Origin of the sequence: Arthrobacter endolithicus, assembly GCF_026627425.1 — a bacterium.
GTDB lineage: Bacteria > Actinomycetota > Actinomycetes > Actinomycetales > Micrococcaceae > Arthrobacter_M.
In genome coordinates this window covers 44,738-58,775 of record NZ_JAPNLH010000009.1, presented here as the reverse complement: position 1 = coordinate 58,775, position 14,038 = coordinate 44,738, and the positions used below count along the sequence as shown (strand labels likewise).

Here is a 14,038-nt window from a genome sequence, read left to right as displayed (position 1 = left end):
ACTTTCAGGGCGGGGATCTCGCGCGAGAACCTGTGGTGAACGTAGCCAAGCGTTCCGTTTCCATGGCCACAACCACCCTATCCCAGTCCCTGAAGTCGACGGCAGAGCGGGATCCTGGCCCTGCCGCTCTGCCTCAGATTAGCCCGGTCGAGGTCGCAGGCGAACGAAACTGGCCATAGCCATAGCGGGACTGTGCTGGTTCAATGGGAATTCTTACCTATATATTGCTGCAGCGCCACACACATGTCCTGAGGAGACGTCCTATGAGCACCAAACTGAACCCATACCTTAGCTTCCGCGATACGGCGAAAGAAGCCATGGAATTTTACCGGTCGGTCTTCGGCGGGGAACTCACGCTGAGCACATTCGGCGAGTTCCAAATGAGCCAAGAGCCCTCCGAAAAGGACAAGATCATGCACGCAGTGCTCGTGACCGACAGCGGCCTCACCCTGATGGGAGCCGATACTCCCAGAAACATGAGCTACACCCCGGGAGACAACTACTCCGTGTCGCTCAGCGGCGAGGATGAGGCCGAGCTGCGTCGCTATTGGGAGGGAATTTCCGCCGGGGGTAACATCACGATGCCGCTCGAGAGCTCTCCCTGGGGCGACATCTTCGGTATGTGCGCCGACAGGTTCGGTGTCAGCTGGCTGGTGAACATCGCCGGCAGCAAACCGCAGCCATAGCGGCGTTTGCACGTTCGCGTTATTGGAGGTCCGGGTACGGGTTAATCCCCCATGTCGCGGTGTGGCTCTCGCCCGGTTCAAGAGTGATGAGTCCATCCCCTGAATTGAAGGCGTTGGGGGCACACGTCATCGGTTCAACGCCCAGGCCGGTGCGGCGGCGGGCCGGCTGGGGCAGGGTGTCTCCGGTGAAGATTTCCAGATATGGATACGCCTCGTCCACCCACATTTCCACTCCCGCAGCGCGATCCGGCGCCAGCATGCGCACCCGTGCACGGCCATCTTCGCCGCGATGCAGATCCGTGTATGCAACGTCGATCTCCCGGTCTCCCATGACCTGCTCGCTGCGCAAGTCATAATGCGTCCCGTCCACCGGCTTGGTTCCGGTGGGGATCCCGAGTTCGTCCACGGGCAGGTAGATTGACCCGGTGGCCCGGACAAAAGTGCTGTCAATGTCAGGCGTCCCCACGCTGAGGTACGGATGAGCGCCCGTTCCGTAGGGGCAGGCCTCCGTCCCGATGTTGGTGGCGCTGGTGCGCACGGTCAGGCCGTGCTCATCGAGGGAATAGTCCAGCCGGCAGTCCAGAACGAAGGGCCAGCCGGGGCAGGCGTGCAGGACGTAGCGGAAACTGGCCCGGTCCGGGCCGTGCTCGACCAGCGTCCAGTTGGCCCAGCGGGTCAGACCGTGGATGGCGCCGTGCTTCTCCGGCTCGGTGAGGTCCAGTTGCCGGCCGCTGCCACGCCAGCCGTAGTGGCCGTTGGAGATCCTGTTCGGCCAGGGAAGCAGCGACTGCCCGCGGGCGCCGGTGCACTGCTCGTCCGCTTCGTAGCCGTCCAGTACGTGACGTTGCCCGGCGGTGTAAGAGCGTAGGGATCCCCCGACCTCGGTCAGGACCACCAGCTGGTCACCGGCACGGATTTCATACTGCAGGCCCGACGGCGGCGCGGGCGCCACCCCGTCATTCCGCTTTTCCTGAGTGTTCATCGGTGACCTTCCATAGGCAATCGGGCATGGATGTTCACACTGTGGCACAGCCACAGGGGGAATAACAACACAAGCTCCCCGCGTGGTCCCTGCCGGAGGGGGCGCCAGCAGGCAACCCGGGTAGAAAGGTCGTGACTTTTTTTGCGCAGACCCTGCCGCATTCGACCGACGAAGAGTAGCCTCATAGCGGATTTATGATTTTACCTTCAGCAACCGAGCCCGCCATGCCGGCACGTGAACTTCAGGAGGCCCGATGTCCAGTGTTGCAGCCGCGCAAAACCAGCAACCAATCGTGAGTCTGATCCCGGCCAGAATGGACCGGTTGCCGTGGACCAGGTTCCACTGGACGGTGGTTCTAGGCTTGGGCGTGTCGTGGATCCTGGATGGCCTGGAAATTGAGCTCGTTGCCTCGGCCGGCTTCCAGAAAACGCTGCACATGAGTGCGGAGGAAGTCGCACTGACCGGCACCGTCTACCTTATCGGCCAGGTAGTGGGTGCCCTGGTATTTGGCCGCATGGCCGACCGTCTGGGACGGAAGCGCTTCTTTATCATCACCTTGGCCATCTACCTCATTGGCAGCGGGGTGGCCGGGCTTTCCTTCGCCGTCTGGTTCCTATACCTCTTCCGTTTTATTGCAGGCCTGGGAATTGGCGGCGAATACACAGCCATTAATTCTGCCATCGATGAGATTATCCCCTCGCACTATCGTGGACGGGTGGACATCGCCATCAACGGGACCTACTGGGGTGGTGCCGCGCTGGGTGCCTTCGGAAACGTTTTCCTGCTGAACCCGGATGTTGTTCCGGTGGACTGGGGCTGGCGGATCGGATTCTTTATTGGCCCGGCACTGGGATTGATCATTATTTATCTGCGCAGGCACATCCCGGAAAGCCCACGCTGGCAGCTCATGCATGGTCACGCTGACGAGGCGGAACAGAACGTGGACCGAATTGAGGCCGAGGTCCGCGCCGAAGGGCACGACTTGAAGGAACTTCCGCCGGATCGGGCTATCACGGTGAGCCCCACCAAGAGTGTTCCCTTCCGGCAAGTCGCTGTCGTGTTCTTGAAAAAGTACCCCCGGCGCACCATGGTTGCCTTCGTCATGATGGTTACGCAGTCGTTTCTTTACAACGCCATTTTCTTCACCTACGCACTGGTCCTGCAGAATTTTTACGGTACCAGTCCCAGTTCCACGCAGTACTTCTTTTTCCCATTCGCTATCGGGAACCTGATTGGCCCGCTCGTCCTAGGCCCGCTTTTTGACACAGTCGGCCGGCGGAAGATGATCTTCGGGACGTATGCGCTAGCGGGCCTTGTCCTGGCATTCTCCGCGGTGCTCTTCAACGCCGGTGCGCTCACCGCCACGACCCAAACCGTGCTCTGGTGCATTTGCTTCTTCTTCGCCTCCGCGGGTGCGTCTGCCGCGTACCTGACGGTCAGTGAGAACTTTCCCCAAGAGTTGCGCGGGCAGGCGATCTCGTATTTCTTCGCCATTGGGCAGATTGCAGGAGCCATTGCGCCAGCGATCTTCGGCGCTTTGATCGGCGATGGCAGCAGTCGGGGTCCATTGACCATTGGCTACTTTTTCGGTGCCGGCATGATGGTGTTTGGTGGCTTAATCGCCTTGTTCTTTGCTTTTGACTCCGAGCGCAAATCACTGGAGGACATCTCCGATCCACTTTCGAAAGTGTCAGCACAATGACAGGCGACCAGGAAAACACCACCCAGGTCCTCGTGGTGGGTGTCAGCCCCACGAGCGGCTCCCGGGCAGCCCTCCAGTGGGGAGCGGACGAAGCGAGACGACGTTCCGCTGACCTGTTCGCCGTCAGTGCGTGGCGCGCGCCCCGCCCACCCATGACGGCCGGGACCCGTCCGCCGCTGATCATCTCCGACGCAGACGCCGACTTTACCGCAGCGGAAGAGGAACTACGCGAGCACGTGCGTGCGGTCCTGGGCGACACGAGCAGTATCACCTGCCGCCTGATCCGCGGTACCGCACTCAATGTGCTGCTCAGTGTATCCAAGCAGGCCACGCTGCTGGTGTTGGACGCGCCACAGCGGACGGACTTTTCGCAGTCACCGCTGCTGGCGCACCGGCTAATCTATCAGGCCCAGTGTCCTGTGGTCATCATGCCGCCGGACGTCGCCGATCAGGCCGACACACCGTTTGTCCGGGGCAGCAAACGTTTCGGGATGAACGTGGCCAAGTCAGCCGCGACAGCTGGCCGGCCCGGGCTGCATCTTCCTCCGGGCGGCGGCACAGACCCCACCTGAGGGCTTATCGATTTGGCACATTCGAAGCCCACACGATAGGACCATTTCGGCGGAACGGCCTTCTCTGACCCACTCCAGATTTTGAACAATCACGGTCAGTCCTCGCTTTGCCGTCGAGGGGCGCGCCCGGCCGGCTGTGTTGGCCGGGGACCGGTCATAGGAAGATCCGGAATCGGGCACACCAGCGGTTCTGCCGTGGTGACGCTTATCTGCGCACCGTGGTGCATGATGTCCAGTGGCTTGCCGCTGCGCAGAACATAAGTCGCTGCTTTCGCAGTGATCTCAACCCGCAAGGTCCGGCCACCTACGAGGACACCGAAGGCCAGCCGGCTGAGCCCGGGCGGAAGCCGGGGGGCAAAGCGCAGCGTCGCGGTGCCGTCCGAGAAGCCGGTGTCCCGCATCCCCCCGAAGCCGGCCGTCAGCGCCGTCCAGACGCCGGCAAGGGCGGCAATGTGCAGGCCGCCGTCCGCGGTGTTGTGTTCCAGATCGTCCAGGTCCATCAGTGCGGTTTCGGCCAGGTAGTCGTTGGCCAGCTCCAGTTGCCCCACCTCGGCGGCAAGAACCATCTGCACGCAGGCTGACAACGAAGAGTCGCGCACGGTCAGCGCCTCATAGTAGGCAAAGTTCCGTTCCTTCTGCGCCTGGCTGAACGAGTCCGGCCGCAGTTGCATGGCCAACACCAGATCCGCCTGCTTGACCACCTGTTTGCGGTAAAGGTCAAAGTACGGAAAATGCAGCAACAACGGGTATTGGGCCTTCGTAGTCGCGGCAAAATCCCACGCCTGGTGGCCGGTGAATCCTTCCGCCTGCGGATGGACACCTAAGACGTCGTCATACGGGATGTACATGGAGGCGGCGGCATCGTGCCAGCTGGCAATCTCCTCCGGGTCAACGCCGAGTTGACCGGCACGGGCACGGTACCGGCCCGCGACGTCCGCGGCGGCGGTGAGATTCTGCTGCGCCATCAGGTTGGTGTACACGTTGTCATCCGCCACCGCGCTGTATTCATCAGGGCCGGTGACCCCGTCAATCCGGAACCGGCCGCGTCCATCGTGATGTCCCAGTGAGCGCCAGAGTCTGGCCGTCTGAACGAGCAGGTCGACGCCGACCGTACCTTCAAAGGCGGCGTCACCAGTTGCGCGAACATAACGGACGACGGCGGCGGCAATGTCCGCGTTGATGTGAAAGGCTGCTGACCCGGCCGGCCAATAGGCCGAACACTCCTCGCCACGGATGGTCCGCCAGGGAAAGGCCGCTCCGGCCAGTCCCAGCTGCTTGGCCCTCGCCATCGCCAGCTCCAAGGTGCTGTGCCGCCAGCGCAGCGCGTGCCCGGCGGCGTCCGGAGCGGTGTAGGTCAAGACCGGCAGCACATAGGTCTCGGTGTCCCAGAACGTGTGCCCGTCGTAGCCAGGCCCGGTCAGGCCCTTGGCTGGGATGGCCCGGCCCTCGGCACGCGCTCCGGCCTGCAGCACCTGGAACAGCGCAAAGCGCGCCGCCTGCTGGATCCGGGTGTCGCCGTCGAGCTCTACGTCCGCGCATTGCCAAAAATCGTCCAGGAACTGCTCCTGTTCCGCACACAGTTGGTCCCACCCGGTGTGCATGGCCCCCGCTAAGGCGGCGTCGGCCTGATCCCAGACCGCCGGCAGCGTACGCGAGCCGGACCAGCCGTAGCCCACCATCTTTATCAGTCGCAGCCGCTGACCGGGCTCAAGCGTGACGGTGATGGTAGTGCGCCCCAGGTCCGGAAAGCTTATCGCCTCCACGCTGGTCCCGGGCGGCCCGTCCACCACATGATCCATCACCGCGGCCACGATCTGCCTGGACCCGGCAACGGTGTGCACCAGACCCGCGCCGGCCCCATGGGCGGCATGTTCGGCATCGACCAGCGGGCACTCCAGGGCCGCGGCGACGCGTGGATCGCCGCGCGGAGCAGGCAGCGGTTCATTGGCGATGATCTCGGATTGCACCACGATCCGAACCCGACTGTTGAGCGCTTCCACCTCATAGTGGATGGCCGCGATGGACCGCTGCACCAGCGAGACCATCCGTGTGGACGTCACCCGCACATCCCGGCCAGCCGGCGAGACCCATTCGACTTCGCGGTGCAGCAGTCCCGTGCGGAAGTCCAGACGGCGCTCGTGGGAGGTCAGCTCACCGTAGCGAACGTCGAAGGGCTCGTCATTGACCAGAAGCCGGATGGGTTTCCCATTGGTCACGTTGATGACCGTCTGTCCTGACTCGGGATAGCCGTAGCCGGCTTCGGCATAAGGGAGCGGGCGCAGTTCAAAGACCCCGTTCAGATACGAGCCGGGCAGGGCATGCGGCTCCCCCTCATCCAGGTTTGCGCGCCAGCCGATGTGCCCGTTGGACAGCGCGAAGAGGGATTCCGTCTGCGCCAAACGGTCCAGGTCCAGCGCCGTTTCGCGCAGACACCACGGTTCGGTCGGAAAGTTGGGGTGCTCGATCATGCGCTCTCCCTCATGGTTGTTCCCGCGCGGCTGGCGTACCGTCCGGGATATCACAATCCGGCCCCAGCAGGTCGGCAAGATCGGATACCACGACGTCGGCGCCGGCGTCGTGCAGGGCCGGTGCCTGTCCCGCGCGGTCCACGCCCACCACCTGCGCAAAGCCGCCGGCCCTTCCGGCGGCGACGCCCGCGAGCGCGTCCTCAAACACTGCGCATTGCTGCGGCGTCATGGCGAGTACTCGGGCTGCGGCCAGGAACATGTCCGGCGCTGGTTTTCCCCTGAGCTTCTCGTTGCGCGCTGTGATCCCGTCAACATGTGCATCAAAAAGATCTTCAATGCCTGCCGAGGCGAGCACGGCCCGGCAATTTTCGCTGGAAGACACGACAGCGCAGCGAAGCCCGGCCCGCCGGACGGCATGAACGTAGCTGACCGAGCCGTTGTAGACTTCGACGCCGTCCTCCTTCAACTTGCGCAGGACGATCAGGTTTTTATGATCGCCCAGGCTCTGCACAGTTTCACCTCGTGCAATATCCCGGCACGTTTCCCCGTTCCTGCCCCCCGCCTCGCCACCCCGGCCGACTGGCACGTGCTGCCGGCTGTTTCCGTCGACGTTGCCCTCTGGGAGGGTGATGCCGCGGGAGGCAAGGAAGGAGCGGGTGCCGTCGGCCCGGGATTTCCCGTCCACGTACTGGTCGTAGTCTGCGCCTGGATCGAAGGGTACAAACGGCTGCCCTGTTCCGTCTGTAACGTCCCGCAGGTAGGCATCGAACATTTCTTTCCAGGCAGCAGCGTGCACGGATGCTGTCTTGGTCAGCACCCCGTCAAGGTCAAACAAGCACGCGCGAACGGCAACGGGCAGCCCGACTGAAACGGCTCCGGTGGTCGGTGCTCGGCCGGTGGAAGAGCTGTCGCCGGGGGACGACCTGTCACTGTCCAACTTCAGGGTCCTCTCGAGAGTCCGGTTGCGGCTATCGGATGGCCTCAGCCGCCCAGTACCGCCACAAGCACGGCGGCTTCACTGATTCCAACGTCCTTGGTGGCGGTGAGCAGGGTCAAATTCCCATCCTGCGCCACGGCCTGCAAATGGGCCAACGCCCCGGCACGTTCCGGCTCCTTCAACTCACTGCGGTAGCGCCGGGCGAATTCGTCGAATTTTTCCGGATCATGGGCGTACCACTTGCGCAACTCTGTCGACGGCGCGATCTCCTTGCACCACTCGTCCAGATCCGCCTTGTCCTTGGACACTCCCCGCGGCCAGATGCGGTCAACCAGAACCCGGGCGCCGTCGTCGTGCTTCGTTTCCTCGTAAACCCTGCGGAACTGCACCTTCGGCTTCGCTGCCATGCCCTCACTCCTTAGCGTCCGGCCCTTTGTCTGGTCTCATTATGCTCCCCGGCATTATGCTCTCCGGCGGCGCCGCATAAGCACCCGCGCGGACTACTGTGCGTTGTTGCCCAGGGTCACCCTCAGTGTCTGGGTGTCCTTGCCGCGCAGCACGACGACGTCAACCTGGTCCCCCGGCTCCTTTTGCCGGATGGCAGCCGTCAAATCCAGCGCGTTGCTGATCTTTTTTCCGGCGAAGCTGACGATGATGTCCCCGGGATGAATGCCGGCCGCTGCGGCCGGGCCGCCCTTAGGCACATCCAAGACCAGCGCCCCTTCGGTCACGGCGATGTTGAAGTGCTGGGCCACCTGCGGGGAGATGTCGGTCGGAACCACGCCCAAGGCCGCGTGCCGGACCTTCCCATTGGCCAACAGCTGGTCTGCCACCTCAGTGACAGTGGTCGCGGGGGTGACAAATCCGATCGCGACCGCGCCGGAACTCGGTGGTAGATATGCCTCGGACAATCCGATAATTTCGGAGTTACCGTTCACCACGGCCCCGCCAGAATTCCCCGGCGAGATCGGAGCGTCCGTCTGAATCAGGTCTGTAATACCCTGCGGAGTTTCCGTCGACGGCGGCATATTGCGGTGCAGCGCGGAAATGATTCCTGCTGTTACGGTGTCCGCCAATCCCAGCGGACTGCCCAGCACGACGGCCAGAGAACCCACCTCGGGCACGACGGTGGAGAACGTGGCAGCCGGGAGATTGGACCTATGGGCCTTGATCACCGCAACGTCGCTGACATCGTCGACGGCCATCACGTCGGCCTGCACCTGCGTTCCGTCCGCGAACTGGACCTGGACGGTGCTGAACGGCTTCTTCTGCTGATCCTCCACGACGTGGGCGTCGGTGACGATGGTCCCATCCGCGCGGTACACCACGCCACTGCCCAGACCAATAGAGGACATAATGGTCACGACGGACGGCTCCACCGTTTTGACGATACCCGGCACCGCGGGAAGACCTGCGCCTGCGGTGCCGCCAGCGGATGCGCTGGAGGATGCGCTGGAGGAAGTGGCTCCGCCCGGTGCTGACGATGCATTTGAAGCCGATTGGCTCGCGGACGGCTGGCTGGCTGCGGGGCTGCCGGTGCATCCAGTCGCCGTAACGAGGGTTGCGGAACTGAGCACAACGGCCCCCACAAACCGCAGATACATTCTCATTGCGGGCTCCTCTCACTCTTCGTTATGTCCACGGGGTTGCCGTAAGGGTTAGGCATGCCGCATCGCCCAAGAGCATCTTGCCTGATTCGGTGAGCGGAACAAAGGGTGCACTGACGCCATCCACGCCGCCGGCGCCCCACTCGATGATGTTGGGGAGCTGATCCTGGCCTGCTATCCGGCCGTAGAGCTCGCTGTTCCACTGCCACCGTGACTCCGGCAGACCTGAGCTGTCGCGCGGTCCGACGTCCAGGATCAGGGTGTCTTCCCAATCACCGACCTGTTCCAGATGATCCCCGAACCCCAGGATCCCTCCGGTCTCATCCAGTGAGGTCACGCTGATATCCAACGCATACCGGCACCCGGTCGCGGCCTCAGGCTCCAGAAAGAGCGTTACCAGAGGTACCGGGGAGTCCGGCGTCGAAAGCTGTGCCGCCTCGGCATTGATATCCACCGGACAGTAGTGGGCGGCGGTCTGCTCGTGCAGTAGGACCGGGATCCCACGAACCGCCAGACGAACATCAGCCTGCCAGACACGGTCTTCGAGTTCCGAGGGGATCAGACCGCGCAGCCCTACCTCCAACCGCAGCCCACCAAAGAAAAAACACTTGAGATTCTGGTACGTTTCCTCGGAATTAACCAGCCCGTACCTGCCGCTGTGGGATCGATGTACATACGCACGGGCCGAACCAACAACGTAGGCGTTTCGGATAGCCACCAAACCGTCGCTTTGCACCCCCATGACCACAGTGGAAAGCCCGTTGGCGACGGCATAGTCCGCAGAGTCCGTTCCAACGATGCTCAGTATCCGGCTCGCGGGAAACGGACCCACCATCCGGCGGGGGTCCCACTGCCCGGTGCGCGGATCGACCCCCGCATCTTCCGGGGCGCCGGCTGGGAGCATGTATTCGCGCATGTGGTCCGGGCTAAAAATGTTCGAGCCATCGGGCCCGAACTTGTCCATCAGCCAGCCGCCAATGCCACCGCCAAGCTGTGGATCGATCCCGCCATGAGGCGTACCGGCTGTACATAACTTGGATACCGCCTCTTCCGGGTCCGTCATCAGCCGCTGCAGCGCGGTCCGGCAGATCAGACCACCCATCGAATGCGCCACCAGGTTAACGCGGGGGGTTCCACGTGTCTTGGACCGGACCAGCGAGATGAACGAGACCAGCCCCTGTGCCGAGGTGCCGATGTCGTACGGCTTGGGTTCGTTCCCGAACGAGCCGGACTCCTCATCGTAAAACCGATAGATCCACACCGAGTCCGGGGGAAGTTCACCGGGACCGGCCGAAAGCAGGACCTGCTGCTGACTGCCTGCCACCTGGACGTGGTAGCCCTGCTCATTAATCAGCCGCAGCAGGGGGCCCTCGAACTGATAGAATCGCGGCTGTCCGCCCGCCCCAACGCGGATATGCGTCGAGCCATCGTTCAAGCCATAAAACGGATCGTCGACCGCAACGTCGATGGCACCCTGACCTCCCGCGAAACCGCGGACAAAAATAATGGGAAGCCGCTCATTCATCTGCACACACCATCCTGAATCATGCCCAAAGCCATGTGCGAGGCTATGTCATCAGTGTGGCACCGGGAAGCTAAAAGGTATACCGGTGTCTGGACATCCGTCACGCCTGGCTTTAGTCTTCACCGCGCAGACGGTCCATGACCCGGCGGTCCCTTTTAGTGGGCCGGCCGGCACCCCGGTCCCGCATCGGCAGTCCGAGGGCCGGCAACGCCGGACGCTTCGGTGTCTGGTCGGTGAAACAGTGTGACGCGGCTTCGGCTCCGACGCGTTTGGCGAGCAGACCCCTGACCAGCAGTATCCGATCGTATCCGGATTGACGGACACGAACGGTGTCGCCCGGGACGACCGGCTGGGCGGCCTTGGCAGCGGCGTCATTGACTTTGACGTGGCCGGCGCGGCAGGCCGCTGTGGCGGCGGAGCGCGTTTTGTACGCGCGGATGGCCCACAGCCAGGCGTCGATACGGACCGAAGCTGGCGCATTCTTGGGAACGTTTCCGGCAATGCTCATGGTGACTGTGAGTCTACCGTGCGCCATTATGGACGCTGCTCCCGCACAACGACGGGCACCCTTCCGGAACAGCCGATGAATTTCCCCGAAGGAAGGAGCGCAGCCACCTTCCCGGAGCAGTCCGCCGTGACCCACCGGCAACGGAGCAGCTGAACGAGGCAGGCCGCGGGGAAGGCGGGCCCGTAGTCTGTGAACCCCTCTCACGCGCTCCGAGAACGCAGCCTACGACCTTCGATCTTCTGCTGCGAGTCGTCTTGGAGGCTGCGTTGGAGTTCAGCCAGGACACGGGCGAGCAGACGAGAGACCTGCATCTGAGTCATATCCAAATGCCGTCCGATTTGCTCCTGGGATTGTTCATGAAAGTACCTCAAATACAGCAGCCGCTGTTCCGGCGCCGGCAGGTTCCGGATTGCACTGCGTAGCATCAGAATTTCCTCGACCCTATCCGGCCAGCTGTCCGAGTCGGCGATGATTTCCAACAAACTGTGCGTCGGATCTTCCCCTCTTTCACCCAGCGGGGCCTCCAACGACTCCGGATGGAGACTGCTGTGGCAATTCAAGGCCTCCGCGACATGCCGTTCGTCAACACCGAGCTCGACCGAAAGTTCGGCCAAGGTCGGCTCTGCGCCCAGCCGCTGAGCCAATGCCGGCGAGGTTTTGGAAATGATTGTGCGCAGGTCCTGTAAAGGCCGCGGCGGCCGGATCATCCAACTACTGTCCCGCAGATGCCGCTTTAACTCCCCCCGCACCGTGGGCATCGCGTAAGCCATAAACGTTGTTCCCCGGTCGGGATCGAAACCACGGACAGCCTTAATCAGACCTATGGACGCAATCTGCCTAAGATCATCCAAGTCCCTCCCGGCAACAACGAAAGCGCGGGCCGCAGTCTCGGCGATGTCCAAATGGCCGACGATCAATTCATCCTCGATGGCCCTCCGCAACGAACCGACACAGCGGCGCGCCCGGTGGAAAGTCTCGAGAGTTTCATCGTGATTCATAACAGGCGCCAAGTTCGTCTCCGCTCCGGTTCGAGGACGGCCGTTCCCAACCTCCCTCTCAGAGAAACAGAAGCATGCTTATAAGACAATCGTTTTGCTGAGAATTCTGCGAAGCAACTTCTCGTTCGCGGAAGCAGCGGGTACAAGTCAGTTCTCGAGTAAAACAACCTTGTGCACCGCGCGTCAGACGGCCGTAAGCTCGTGCCATGGCTAAATTCTTTGACGTCCATCCGGAAGATCCACAACCGCGCGCGATCGCACAGATCGGCGATCTCATTCGATCCGGCGGCCTCATTGCCTACCCCACGGACTCTTGTTATGCACTTGGCGCCCAGCTGGGCAACAAAGCCGCCTTGGACCGGATTCGTGCGATCCGCCACCTAGATGACAAGCACCATTTCACGCTGGTCTGCAAGGACTTCGCCCAGCTGGGCCAATTCGTGCAGATCGACAACGACGTGTTCCGGAGCATCAAGTCCGTCACGCCGGGTAGCTACACCTTCATCCTGCCCGCTACGAAAGAAGTTCCCCGCCGTCTCCTGCATCCGAAGAAGAAGACTGTCGGCGTCCGCATTCCCGGCACCAAGATGGTCCAGGCCCTGCTGGCTGAGCTGGGCGAACCGCTGCTTTCCAGCACCCTGTTGCTGTCCGATCAGGAGGAGCCGCTCACCCAGGGCTGGGAAATCAAGGAACGGCTCGACCACGAGGTGGACGCCGTGATCGAATCCGGTGACTGCGGCGCCGAACCGACCACTGTTGTCGACTTTTCCAGCGGTACGGCCGAGATCATCCGCCGCGGAACGGGCGACCCGTCCCGGTTCGAGTAATATGACGTTGTCGGCAGTGGCGGAATCGTAGCGTGCAGATTTTGCACCAACCGACGGCAGCGCCGCGGGCTCCAGATCGTTGCCACGGTCGCCCATGCCTACTGCCCTGCCGAATTCCGCAGGGCAGTAGGCATGGCTATATCATCTGGTTTAGCCGTCGCGGCCTCTAGTCGTCACCGTCGCGATCGTTGTCCCCGCTGAGATTAATGGAACCGTTCACACCATTCGGGAAGAAACCGCCGGAGCGTACCCGGTGCCCCGTCAGATATACGATGTTCAGCACCGCGGCGGTGGTGCGTCCATAAGCGATCCCGTTGGCATCTGTGGGTACCAGGTTTGACACTCCGTTGAGGATAATCGGCTGATCGTCGTCCGATCGGCCGTCAACGAGGTCGCGCAGGTCCGAAATGTTCACCGTAGGCGCTGCCAGACCGAGCCCGTACAGGGTGGTCCTGATGATTGCAGCATGGTAAGCCTCCACAGCGAGAATGCCGGCGGCGGCGTCAAGATACGTTTTGCTATTGATCAGCGGCGCCGCTCCCTTGTAAGCAGTAACGCCCACATCCTCAAAGACAAACGCCCCCAGCAGGAAGTTTTGCTCGTTCGCATAGACGTCGAACTTCTGTCCCTGCTTGATCAGACCGGCAGCTACCGCCGCGGCCGTAAAACTGGCATCGATGTTGATGGCAGGTCGGGACACGGCCACCCGGCCAAGAGCGGAACGCAGGAAGGCCACGTGGGCCTTTTCATCGGCCGCTATTTCCTGCGCGATCTGGCGGATGGCCGGTGTCTTGAAGGGGACCTCATGGCCGCCGCTCACCCCGCCACGCCGTCCGGTACCCCCGGTGAGGTTATCAGGCAGCCCCTGACCTGTAGTCGCCCGGAGGTAGAACTCGGCCTCAAGGTATTCCAAGTTCAGCGCAAAATTCAAGATTGCAGCGTCACTGGGTGCTGTGGCATTCGTGGTGGCGTCGGCAGCGTCAGCCATCCCTGCGGTACCCGCCACGAGCGCCGCGGCGCCAACTCCTAACCCCGTCAACCGGGCGGCCCTGAGAAAATTGCGCCGATCGGTGGGGTTTTCTGCGCTTCGGTTAATCGCGGCAGTGATAAATTTCTGGTCAAACATCATCGTTCTCCTGGGATCGTTGAAACGGCGAGTCCCCAGCTGGGTGAACTCTACGCCGCTATTTCGCCTGACGAAAGGGTCCTTGGTGGGAAAGCGTCTC

The 14,038-nt window shown here is 62.4% G+C and carries 13 protein-coding genes; 4 read left to right on the top strand and 9 right to left on the bottom strand.

The window, feature by feature from the left end; genetic code table 11:
- Nucleotides 1-263: 263 nt before the first annotated feature.
- The gene (locus tag OS914_RS09730; protein WP_267545865.1) at nt 264-686 is read left to right on the top strand and encodes a VOC family protein; all 423 of its coding nucleotides are present in this window, start codon (nt 264-266) and stop codon (nt 684-686) included.
- A gap of 19 nt (nt 687-705) precedes the next feature.
- Here the strand turns inward: OS914_RS09730 and OS914_RS09725 are convergent, their stop codons facing one another.
- A complete protein-coding gene (locus OS914_RS09725) occupies nt 706-1,668 on the bottom strand; it encodes an aldose 1-epimerase family protein (protein ID WP_267545864.1) in 963 nt (320 codons plus the stop codon).
- Nucleotides 1,669-1,921: 253 nt separating this feature from the next.
- On the opposite strand from OS914_RS09725, the gene OS914_RS09720 reads away from it, so the two are divergent.
- Nucleotides 1,922-3,370, top strand: a complete 1,449-nt coding sequence (locus OS914_RS09720) for an MFS transporter (RefSeq protein WP_267545863.1) — start codon at nt 1,922-1,924, stop codon at nt 3,368-3,370.
- Nucleotides 3,367-3,942: a universal stress protein gene (locus OS914_RS09715; RefSeq protein WP_267545862.1), complete on the top strand. Its 576-nt coding sequence runs from the start codon at nt 3,367-3,369 to the stop codon at nt 3,940-3,942. The genes OS914_RS09720 and OS914_RS09715 overlap by 4 nt, the downstream gene beginning before the upstream one ends.
- A 95-nt stretch (nt 3,943-4,037) precedes the next feature.
- Here OS914_RS09715 and OS914_RS09710 read toward each other — a convergent pair whose 3' ends face one another.
- From OS914_RS09710 to OS914_RS09680, 7 genes are all read right to left on the bottom strand, one after another.
- Nucleotides 4,038-6,410, bottom strand: coding sequence for a glycoside hydrolase family 65 protein (locus OS914_RS09710; protein WP_267545861.1), 2,373 nt, complete (start codon nt 6,408-6,410; stop codon nt 4,038-4,040).
- Nucleotides 6,411-6,420: 10 nt separating this feature from the next.
- Nucleotides 6,421-7,347, bottom strand: a complete 927-nt coding sequence (locus OS914_RS09705) for a beta-phosphoglucomutase family hydrolase (protein WP_267545860.1) — start codon at nt 7,345-7,347, stop codon at nt 6,421-6,423.
- Nucleotides 7,348-7,391: 44 nt separating this feature from the next.
- Nucleotides 7,392-7,754 (bottom strand): DUF488 domain-containing protein, encoded by a 363-nt coding sequence (locus tag OS914_RS09700; RefSeq protein WP_267545859.1) that lies wholly within the window; start codon nt 7,752-7,754, stop codon nt 7,392-7,394.
- A gap of 93 nt (nt 7,755-7,847) precedes the next feature.
- On the bottom strand, nt 7,848-8,957 hold the full coding sequence (locus OS914_RS09695; RefSeq protein ID WP_267545858.1) for a S1C family serine protease: 1,110 nt from the start codon (nt 8,955-8,957) through the stop codon (nt 7,848-7,850).
- Nucleotides 8,958-8,979: 22 nt separating this feature from the next.
- The gene (locus tag OS914_RS09690) at nt 8,980-10,479 is read right to left on the bottom strand and encodes a lipase family alpha/beta hydrolase (protein ID WP_267545857.1); all 1,500 of its coding nucleotides are present in this window, start codon (nt 10,477-10,479) and stop codon (nt 8,980-8,982) included.
- A gap of 112 nt (nt 10,480-10,591) precedes the next feature.
- Nucleotides 10,592-10,987 (bottom strand): RNA-binding S4 domain-containing protein, encoded by a 396-nt coding sequence (locus OS914_RS09685; protein WP_267545856.1) that lies wholly within the window; start codon nt 10,985-10,987, stop codon nt 10,592-10,594.
- Nucleotides 10,988-11,187: 200 nt separating this feature from the next.
- Nucleotides 11,188-11,985, bottom strand: coding sequence for a sigma-70 family RNA polymerase sigma factor (locus tag OS914_RS09680; protein WP_267545855.1), 798 nt, complete (start codon nt 11,983-11,985; stop codon nt 11,188-11,190).
- A gap of 206 nt (nt 11,986-12,191) precedes the next feature.
- On the opposite strand from OS914_RS09680, the gene OS914_RS09675 reads away from it, so the two are divergent.
- The gene (locus tag OS914_RS09675; protein WP_267545854.1) at nt 12,192-12,812 is read left to right on the top strand and encodes an L-threonylcarbamoyladenylate synthase; all 621 of its coding nucleotides are present in this window, start codon (nt 12,192-12,194) and stop codon (nt 12,810-12,812) included.
- Between the two features lie 166 nt (nt 12,813-12,978).
- Here OS914_RS09675 and OS914_RS09670 read toward each other — a convergent pair whose 3' ends face one another.
- The gene (locus OS914_RS09670; RefSeq protein ID WP_267545853.1) at nt 12,979-13,941 is read right to left on the bottom strand and encodes a ferritin-like domain-containing protein; all 963 of its coding nucleotides are present in this window, start codon (nt 13,939-13,941) and stop codon (nt 12,979-12,981) included.
- Nucleotides 13,942-14,038 lie beyond the last annotated feature (97 nt).

What these genes read in the sequence shown, in the direction of transcription:
- OS914_RS09730 (WP_267545865.1), top strand. Translation starts at nt 264, where the DNA reads ATGAGCACCAAACTGAACCCATACCTTAGCTTCCGCGATACGGCGAAA.
- OS914_RS09680 (WP_267545855.1), bottom strand. Translation starts at nt 11,985, where the DNA reads ATGAATCACGATGAAACTCTCGAGACTTTCCACCGGGCGCGCCGCTGT.
- OS914_RS09695 (WP_267545858.1), bottom strand. Translation starts at nt 8,957, where the DNA reads ATGAGAATGTATCTGCGGTTTGTGGGGGCCGTTGTGCTCAGTTCCGCA.
- OS914_RS09710 (WP_267545861.1), bottom strand. Translation starts at nt 6,410, where the DNA reads ATGATCGAGCACCCCAACTTTCCGACCGAACCGTGGTGTCTGCGCGAA.
- OS914_RS09685 (WP_267545856.1), bottom strand. Translation starts at nt 10,987, where the DNA reads ATGAGCATTGCCGGAAACGTTCCCAAGAATGCGCCAGCTTCGGTCCGT.
- OS914_RS09670 (WP_267545853.1), bottom strand. Translation starts at nt 13,941, where the DNA reads ATGATGTTTGACCAGAAATTTATCACTGCCGCGATTAACCGAAGCGCA.
- OS914_RS09690 (WP_267545857.1), bottom strand. Translation starts at nt 10,479, where the DNA reads ATGAATGAGCGGCTTCCCATTATTTTTGTCCGCGGTTTCGCGGGAGGT.
- OS914_RS09675 (WP_267545854.1), top strand. Translation starts at nt 12,192, where the DNA reads ATGGCTAAATTCTTTGACGTCCATCCGGAAGATCCACAACCGCGCGCG.
- OS914_RS09720 (WP_267545863.1), top strand. Translation starts at nt 1,922, where the DNA reads ATGTCCAGTGTTGCAGCCGCGCAAAACCAGCAACCAATCGTGAGTCTG.
- OS914_RS09725 (WP_267545864.1), bottom strand. Translation starts at nt 1,668, where the DNA reads ATGAACACTCAGGAAAAGCGGAATGACGGGGTGGCGCCCGCGCCGCCG.
- OS914_RS09700 (WP_267545859.1), bottom strand. Translation starts at nt 7,754, where the DNA reads ATGGCAGCGAAGCCGAAGGTGCAGTTCCGCAGGGTTTACGAGGAAACG.
- OS914_RS09715 (WP_267545862.1), top strand. Translation starts at nt 3,367, where the DNA reads ATGACAGGCGACCAGGAAAACACCACCCAGGTCCTCGTGGTGGGTGTC.